The following is a 7,601-nucleotide window of genomic DNA, read 5'->3' as shown; positions in this document are numbered from 1 at the left end:
TCCTTTTCTACTTTTTGTTCTTTCAAACTCAAGTATAAGAGATTCAGGTGTTTTTTTCTTGCTTCAGGTGGCTAAACTAATTTTACAATTTGCCGCTTATTCTGAACATTATTTTCATAGTATTTTAATTCGGTCGTATCAGTCGTGAGCTTTTGATGTGGAACAAAAGTATTGAACCGTCTATGAAGCTTGTTCTTAGCTATTTTACCCACAGTGCCTTTATAGGAAGTGTACTTACGTGATTTGTGCCAGAAAGCTGTCACACAAAATCCGAGCTTCCTCATCAATCGTTGAACTTTCTTATGATTGACATGGAAACCGCTTTGTTTTAGGTGTTCAACCATTGGACGATCACCCGCATTAGGGTGTGCTTGACGAATTTCAAGCATTTTTTGCTCAAGCGCTTCATCTTTATTCGGACGTTTAAAACGAGCAATCCAATAGTAATATGTGGCTTTTGGAAGTTCTGAAATGACTAAGAGTTGTTTGAGGGGGAACTTAAACTGTTGGTGGGGGTCTTGAACAAGTCGAGATTTTCTCTCACTTGTTGTTCCATTCGCAATCTCCTCAGCCCTTTTAAATAGTCGTTCTCCATTCGTAAGTTGAGATTCTCATTCTGCAATCTGGAGAGTTTTTGTTCCGTCTCCTTCCAGTCAGAATGGTTTTGAAAGGATTTAATTTGAGGCACTATTGGCTCTTTTCTAGGTCTTCCACGAGTTTTGGGGCGAAAGTAAGCTCTCCTTGTTTGCGATAAGAAATGACCCAACTCTTTAGTAATGCAGGGTTATTCATTTGAAGTTCACTCGCTAATTCTCGATAGGTTTTCTCAGTTGTTAAATATAAGTTTACCGCATTGAGCTTAAATTCTGTTGAATAAGACACGCTTTGACGTTTTCGACGAAGTCCATCAAGTCCAAAGCTTTGATAAGCTTTTATCCAATTTCTAACTTGGAACATATCATTGCTATTATATTTTTGAGCAAGAAAGTTATAGCCTCCTAAACCTTGTTTATAGTCTTGAACTACTTTTAATTTCAGATCAAATGAATATTTTGACATAGGAAAAGACCTTTCATTTTTTTGAAAAGTCTATATTCTTGGGGGTACATCAAACTTGTACTATCAGCCTAAACTCTTGCCGATATAGTGACATAGTTCAAAAGAACCTCCCATAAATCAACGGGAAGATCACTCAATTTCGGCGTTATTATAATAAAATATTGAATTTCTTAACTATTTTTTACTAATTCTGTAACAAATTTTAAACGGCAAATTTTAAACTAAAAAATAGCATTATTTTCTCAAATAAAAGTAATTCTATTTCGTCATTGTTTACTTGATATTATTCCATCTAAAGTTAATGGAGGACGTTTCATTTTTTTACACAAATTTTGGGTATATTTTACCAATAAATGAATAAGTTCCCGAACAAATAATTAAGTTAATAACAAAAAACGCCGACGGAGAAAGTAATAAATTATCCGTCGGCGTTTTTTTAGTTGCTACTATACTAAGTATCCTATGTGATGTAATATCATTTTCAATAATTCAGATTAACACCAACTCATTAGTCTCAAACGTTATTCCAATAAAAAATGTTTTAAGATTACATTTACCACTTCATTTGGTTGTTTAGCTTTTGTCAACAATGAAATTATAGCCACACCGTCAATTGCTGTTTTCGAAAGCTCCGGGATTTTTGCTAAATCAATTCCTCCAATTCCTACAATGGGAAGATTATTTTTGTTAAGCATATTACTCAATTTTACTAGTCCAATAGATTCGGAAGCATCTGATTTAGACTGAGTAGGATAGATTGGGCCAATTCCTAAATAATCCGCTATGCTATCTTGAGCCAAAAGTAGCTCTTGTTCATTACGAACTGATAGCCCTATAATCATCTCATTTCCTACCATCTCTCGAGCTTTATACAACTGCTCATCATCTTGACCTATGTGTAACCCGTCTGCCTGTGTGAGAATCGATAACTGTACAGCATCATTCATGATAAAAGTAACTTTAGCCTGTTGTGCAATCTCTCGTAAGTCTTGAGCAAGTTTTATTCTTTGATAATCATTTTGGTAAACTGTACCTTTATCTCTGAATTGAAAAGCAGTTACTCCAGACTGAATAATTCGACTAATTTTTAATTTTGCTTCATCAATTGTTTCTCCAGGAAAATCTTGTGGACCTGCAATAAAATAAGCTCTTAAAATCTCTTTGTTCATTAACTTTTAACCCAATGATTGAGTGGTCCATGGCCATGACCAATATCAATCGTTTCTCCTATTGCACGATTAATAAATTCCTTTGCCTTTGGCATAATATAAGTAAATTCCTCGCCTTGTGCCAAATGAGCAACAATATATGAAGATAGTGTATCTCCTGTGCCATGCGTATGATTAGTATTAATTCGAGTCCCTCTGTAAGTTATTACTTCTCCAGTCGACGTCAATAAAACATCGTTTACTCGGTCACCTGAACTGTGTTCCCCCTTAATCAATACATTTTTTGCACCTAAACTTTGGAGATCATGCAAAGCATTAATAAGATTAATTTCAGAATCAATAGCATATCCTACCAGTACCTCTGCTTCCTCTAAATTAGGTGTAATTAATTGTGCCATTGGGAAGAGTTGAGTTTTTACACTATAAACTGCTTCATCGGATAAGAGCTTTGCACCTCCCTTTGCCACCATCACAGGATCGACAACCAAATTTTTAATCTGATATTTTTTGATTCCTTGAACCACAGCATCAACCTGTTCCTTACCAAATAAAGCGCCAGTTTTAGTAGCTGAAATCTCTAAGTCATTAAATACAGAGTCAAATTGATCCAAAATAAACTTTGGTGCAACTGGATCTATTGATTGCACACCGTAAGTATTTTGAGCGGTCAATCCAGTAATAATTGTGGCTGCGTATACGCATTGATTGTGAAACGTTTTAATATCTGCGTTTGCCCCTGCGCCCCCACTTGAATCAATCCCTGCTATAGTAAGTACTTGTGGAACTTTAATCATTTTTCCTCCTCTCTTTAATTAAAATACAAATTTTTGTCAATAAATAATAAACGATTCCCGTTACAATCAATGTTTCGAAACTCATACCAACGGTTGAACTGACAGCTGTCCACTGAGCAAAAAAGTTGTATGCTCCAACTCCTACCATCCATGATATTATGGCAATCCAATTGACACCTGCATTATACCAATATTTTCCTTTAACCTTATCAAATTCTCTCACGTCATACTTTCGTTTTTTAATAACATAAAAATCAAGAAGATAAATTGGGATAACTGGAATCAAAGTCATACCGATAATTGTCAAAAATCCCATAAACGCATTCAAAAAACTGCTAGCAAAAACGGGAATAAAAGAGATAACTGAAGCAAATATCGTTACAATCATTAACGATTTATTAAAACCTTGTTTTTTGAAGATATTATTATAAGCAGACCCTGCAGCTAATAAACTAACCGCGTTAGAAGCAGTTGAAGTTACTACAATAACAAGCAAAGCTACAATACCTAACCCTAGTTTTGTAGCGACAGCTGACGGATCGGAGTTGTTAGGATCAAAGCGATTCAAACTAATTGCCATTGCAACAGTTGATAACATTCCAACAGCCGCAAACCACCATGTACCAATATTTATGCCAATAAAAGGTAACAGAAGCCCTGATATTTTATTTTTGGAAAATCTGGAGAAATCCGATCCTGCCGTTGCCCAGCCAAGATTAAAAACTGCCATGGTTTCAATTGCAGTGCCAATTGGCATTTTAATTTTCGCCGAAGGTCTCCATGATAAAAGTTGGTGAATTGAAAAATTTTTGAAAACAACAATAAGTTCCCAAATCACAAGAATATAAATCAACCAAACCCCAAATCTTTGCAAAAGTCGAATTGATTTTTCACCAAGTGAGACTGCCAAAATGTGAAGAATCATCATGATAAAAATACCTAGACCTACTGAAAGAAAAGAATTTTTTGATGTAACATCTGGTAAACCAAAAATTGAATGTAAAATCATAGCCATAGAAAGAGCAGCAATAAAAGTATTAGCTGCAGCCCAACCCATAAACTGTATTATATTAATAAATGAGGGTAAAATAGACCCTCGAATTCCAAAAGACGGCCGGGTCAAATACATTGACGGAAGCCCCGTTTTGTAACCCATATATGCTGAAACAGTCATGAAAGCGTAGGAAAGCAATCCAACAATTATTAAATCCCATGAAGCTACCCAAATTCCTGAAGCTACGATTACTCCTCCTGTGAACCATGTGCTATTATTCGCATTGGCGTTTATCCATGTTGCAAAAGAATCCCAGCTCCCAGTTGTTCTTGCCTCACTATTAATTTGCATATTCTCCATTATTAATTCTCCCTAACTTGTTCTTGAGCAAATTGATAAAGTACATCAAGTACCTTTGGAATAAAATCACCTGGCAAGTTATTCACTAATTGACTAGCTCGCTCTCCTGCTTTTCCAAAAAGAATTGTAGCTTCATATGCTCCTTGTAGGGAGTTTGTTGTTGCTGCTAAGAATGTTGCAATCGTTGCAGAGAGCATATCTCCCGCTCCCACATTAACTTTAAAAAAAGAACTATGTGTGTCTACTGTCAAAACTGATTTTCCATCTGTAATAATATCAACTTGTCCTGATTGAACAATAACTGCTCCAGTAATTTGAGAAGCTATAATTGCATTTTTTGAATTAGTGTTGTCTTCAATTGCATCAATCCCTTTACTCGCGATTTTACTTTGAGCAAACCAAGCAATTTCAGCTGCGTTTCCACGAATAACAGTAAATTTCACTTCCTTGATAAGACGTGAGATAACACTTGCTCGGTAAGGTAACATCACAGCAACTGGATCCAGAACAACAGGTTTACCTAATTCGTTTGCCTTACGCCCCGCTTCTATAAAAAGTGGTAATTCTTTTTCATTGATTGTTCCTGTATTGAGGACAAGTGAGTTTGAAATTGATAAGAGTTCTTCAACATCTTCAATTGCCGTTGTCATCAATGGAGAACCTCCAATATAGCTAATCACATTTGCAACATATTGTTGCGTGACAGAATTTGCCAGATTTAGAACAAGCGGATGCTCTTCTTGAATCTTTTTTAAAATAACCATAAAAAAACTCCTTTTGACAGCACAAAGGAGGGTAACGAAAATACACATTCCTACGCAAGCATTATCTTGTTCAGGTATGATGGTCTCTCTCAACCACTTAATTAAAGCGGTACCCATTGTGCGAATATTTTATTTTTTTGTATTTACAATTCTGTATAATACCAAATGAGTATATCATACTTTCATATGTCTTACAAAATTTACGTATGGTTTATCTTAAAGTTCTTCATTGAATTAGTTGCAATCATCCAGTTTTGGCGAAAGCTTAAAATACTGGCTATATGAGACTCTTCTGTTTGATATACAGAATATTTTTTGTTATATAATCTACTTATTAGGCAAATTGCAATTATAAGTTAGTCAGTTTTAGCATTAGAAAAGACCTTCTTTTTGGTGTAGTGCTCCCCATAAACTGGACCAAAATCCAGAATATGGGGAGTTTTATTATGTCTAAATAGCCATATGAATTAAAGCGACAAGTCTTACAAGATTACTTAGAGGTTATAAAGCATTAACAAAGAAATAGGGTTTGTCAACGAAATCAATTCTTCTTCAATGGCTCAATGTTTACGAGCATTATGGTTTTGAAGGGTTAGAAATCAAACGTAAGAAACGCACTTATTATCGTGAATTTAAGCTGAATGCGGGTGAATATTATTTAACAAAAATTATTTCTTACCGTGAAGCTACGAATCAGCTTGATATTGATGCACCAGCATTACTCACGGCTTGGGTGCTCAAATATAACAAATAGGGTACGAATGCTTTTAAAAACGAGGGAAAGCGTCAAAAAGATAGAACTATGACCAAAGGACAGCCAAGCAAACTCGAAAATCAACGAATTCGCGAACTTGAAAGACAGCTGAGACAAGCGAAAATTGAGAGTGACTGTTTAAAACAACCGTGCATCTGAATTCCCTTTCTACTTGTCTTCTTTCAAACCCAAGTATAAGAAATTCAGCTGTTTTTTGCTTTCTTCAGGTGGCTAAACTAATTTTACAATTTGCCTTTTTTTACAATTGATTTATGGGCTAAAGTTTCAATAATAGCAATTACTGGTAACTGAGTTGTGAGATTTCCTTGAGGATATTGCTTTGACCACTCATCCATCAAATTATATGTAAATCCCAAGTCAGCAAGTTTCGCAATTGCTGTATCTGAACTATTTGTAATTGAGATAATTTTTGCACCATAACTTTTGAACTCTTGGGTCTTTTTTACAACTTGGTCTGTGTTTCCCGACTCAGACAAAATAAGCGCAACAACTTTATTTTCTGAATTAGTCTGTACTGCCTGGAAAGGATCAGAAATGACAAAAGAGCTTAATCCAATATTTACAAAATACTTGCTACCGTAGTCACAGAGTGATCCTGAGGCACCAACGCCACAAAAAATACAATAATCTGCATCAGATATTAGCTTAGCTGCTTGATTCAACTGCTTCTGATAGTCATTTGAATATAAGCGGTTGAGAAAGAAAGAGAATTCCAACATACTGTCGTAGTCTTGCTCTTCTAAAATTTTTTTATTATTTTCATTCTTTAGATGATATTTTAGTTCGGTCCAGCCCTCAAAACCAAGTTTCTTGCAAACATGCATCACAGTTGAAGTAGAGACATGAAGACGAGCAGCAAAACCTCTGATAGTTTCATTTTCCACTTCTGCTCTATCAGCGATTAGTGCGTTAAAAACTTGTGTCTCTAAGAAATTCAGTTGTCTAATTCCAACAGTTTCAAACATAGTCTTTTGCTTCACTTTCTGCGTTTCAATTACATTTTTTTACTTTTATTCATAAAAACAAGCTAATTTTAACACACAATGTCTAAATAAGAGAATCAAAGATGATTTCGTAAGTGTCAAATAATTGGCTGTGAATCTTCAAAACTGAATTTTTGTTTATATTTTAAAGCTCCTCCTGAGCTTGTGAGGGCCAAGATGTGCTTGGTAAAGTGAGTGGTAATCCCATTTCATCACCTTCTTGAACTCTGAAGTTGGCTTCTGATAAGTCCTAAAAAGGTGGTGCCAGTCGTAAACAGGCACCTCAACTTCAGGAAGGGAGTCATAATCTGTGTAGGCATTAAAGTTTTGATTCCGGCGTGCGCTGAGCAATTTAACCATCGCCTGAGCCCCCGCTTCACTCCAACGTCGGCCTTGTTTCTTCATCCGATAAGTATAGAGACGATGGTGACTTTCACAGGTGCCAATGACCGCCTCACAATCTTTGAGAAGGGAACGTTGCTTGAAAGGCTTGAGTGAGCGCCAATTGCGCTGAATGTACGCTTGAAGTAAGTGCAGGTTCTCAAGTTCTTCTGGCATTTCACACAAGCTCTCGATCGTCTCATAAAGCGGAACCAAGCTGTCAGAATCGTAAGCGTACAGCGCCTGTTGAAAATCCTTCACCAATTCCGGCACAAACTTCAGGCGTTCCTTGATCTTCTTGTTCACGTGATAACGATCCACA

Annotated in this window: 8 protein-coding genes, 1 pseudogene and 1 riboswitch; of the genes and pseudogenes, 1 reads left to right on the top strand and 8 read right to left on the bottom strand. The window is 36.0% G+C overall.

The window, feature by feature from the left end; genetic code table 11:
* Positions 1 to 95: 95 nt before the first annotated feature.
* From HNQ37_RS08550 to thiM, 6 genes and pseudogenes are all read right to left on the bottom strand, one after another.
* Positions 96 to 578 (bottom strand): annotated as a pseudogene (locus HNQ37_RS08550) (IS3 family transposase); the annotation flags it as partial.
* A 109-nt stretch (positions 579 to 687) separates the two neighbouring features.
* Positions 688 to 1,059, bottom strand: a complete 372-nt coding sequence (locus tag HNQ37_RS08105) for a helix-turn-helix domain-containing protein (RefSeq protein ID WP_183541166.1) — start codon at positions 1,057 to 1,059, stop codon at positions 688 to 690.
* A 521-nt stretch (positions 1,060 to 1,580) separates the two neighbouring features.
* Positions 1,581 to 2,228 carry a thiamine phosphate synthase gene (gene thiE / locus HNQ37_RS08100; protein WP_183541162.1) on the bottom strand — a complete coding sequence of 216 codons (648 nt, stop codon included), beginning with the start codon at positions 2,226 to 2,228 and terminating at the stop codon, positions 1,581 to 1,583.
* The gene (gene thiD, locus HNQ37_RS08095; protein WP_183541159.1) at positions 2,228 to 3,022 is read right to left on the bottom strand and encodes a bifunctional hydroxymethylpyrimidine kinase/phosphomethylpyrimidine kinase; all 795 of its coding nucleotides are present in this window, start codon (positions 3,020 to 3,022) and stop codon (positions 2,228 to 2,230) included. The genes thiE and thiD overlap by 1 nt, the downstream gene beginning before the upstream one ends.
* Complete coding sequence (locus tag HNQ37_RS08090) at positions 3,015 to 4,376, bottom strand: cytosine permease (protein ID WP_183541156.1); 1,362 nt, start codon at positions 4,374 to 4,376, stop codon at positions 3,015 to 3,017. Before HNQ37_RS08090 ends, thiD begins: the two co-directional genes overlap by 8 nt.
* 2 nt (positions 4,377 to 4,378) lie before the next feature.
* Entirely contained in the window at positions 4,379 to 5,140 is a 762-nt protein-coding gene (thiM, locus tag HNQ37_RS08085; protein WP_183541152.1) for a hydroxyethylthiazole kinase, read from the bottom strand.
* 30 nt (positions 5,141 to 5,170) lie between these two features.
* Positions 5,171 to 5,267, bottom strand: a riboswitch (TPP riboswitch).
* A 402-nt stretch (positions 5,268 to 5,669) separates the two neighbouring features.
* Between thiM and HNQ37_RS08080 the strand changes: the two genes are divergently transcribed.
* On the top strand, positions 5,670 to 5,894 hold the full coding sequence (locus tag HNQ37_RS08080) for a transposase (protein ID WP_183541149.1): 225 nt from the start codon (positions 5,670 to 5,672) through the stop codon (positions 5,892 to 5,894).
* Between the two features lie 242 nt (positions 5,895 to 6,136).
* On the opposite strand, the gene HNQ37_RS08075 is transcribed toward HNQ37_RS08080, so the two are convergent.
* Together HNQ37_RS08075 and HNQ37_RS08070 are read right to left on the bottom strand one after the other, a co-directional pair.
* Positions 6,137 to 6,880: a MurR/RpiR family transcriptional regulator gene (locus HNQ37_RS08075; RefSeq protein ID WP_183541146.1), complete on the bottom strand. Its 744-nt coding sequence runs from the start codon at positions 6,878 to 6,880 to the stop codon at positions 6,137 to 6,139.
* A 156-nt stretch (positions 6,881 to 7,036) separates the two neighbouring features.
* Positions 7,037 to 7,600: a UPF0236 family transposase-like protein gene (locus tag HNQ37_RS08070; RefSeq protein ID WP_343066579.1), complete on the bottom strand. Its 564-nt coding sequence runs from the start codon at positions 7,598 to 7,600 to the stop codon at positions 7,037 to 7,039.
* Position 7,601 lies beyond the last annotated feature (1 nt).

Origin of the sequence: Lactovum miscens, assembly GCF_014202895.1 — a bacterium.
Lineage (GTDB): Bacteria > Bacillota > Bacilli > Lactobacillales > Streptococcaceae > Lactovum > Lactovum miscens.
Note: the sequence above shows the minus strand (reverse complement) of the source record. Positions and strands in the feature narration are given on the sequence as shown.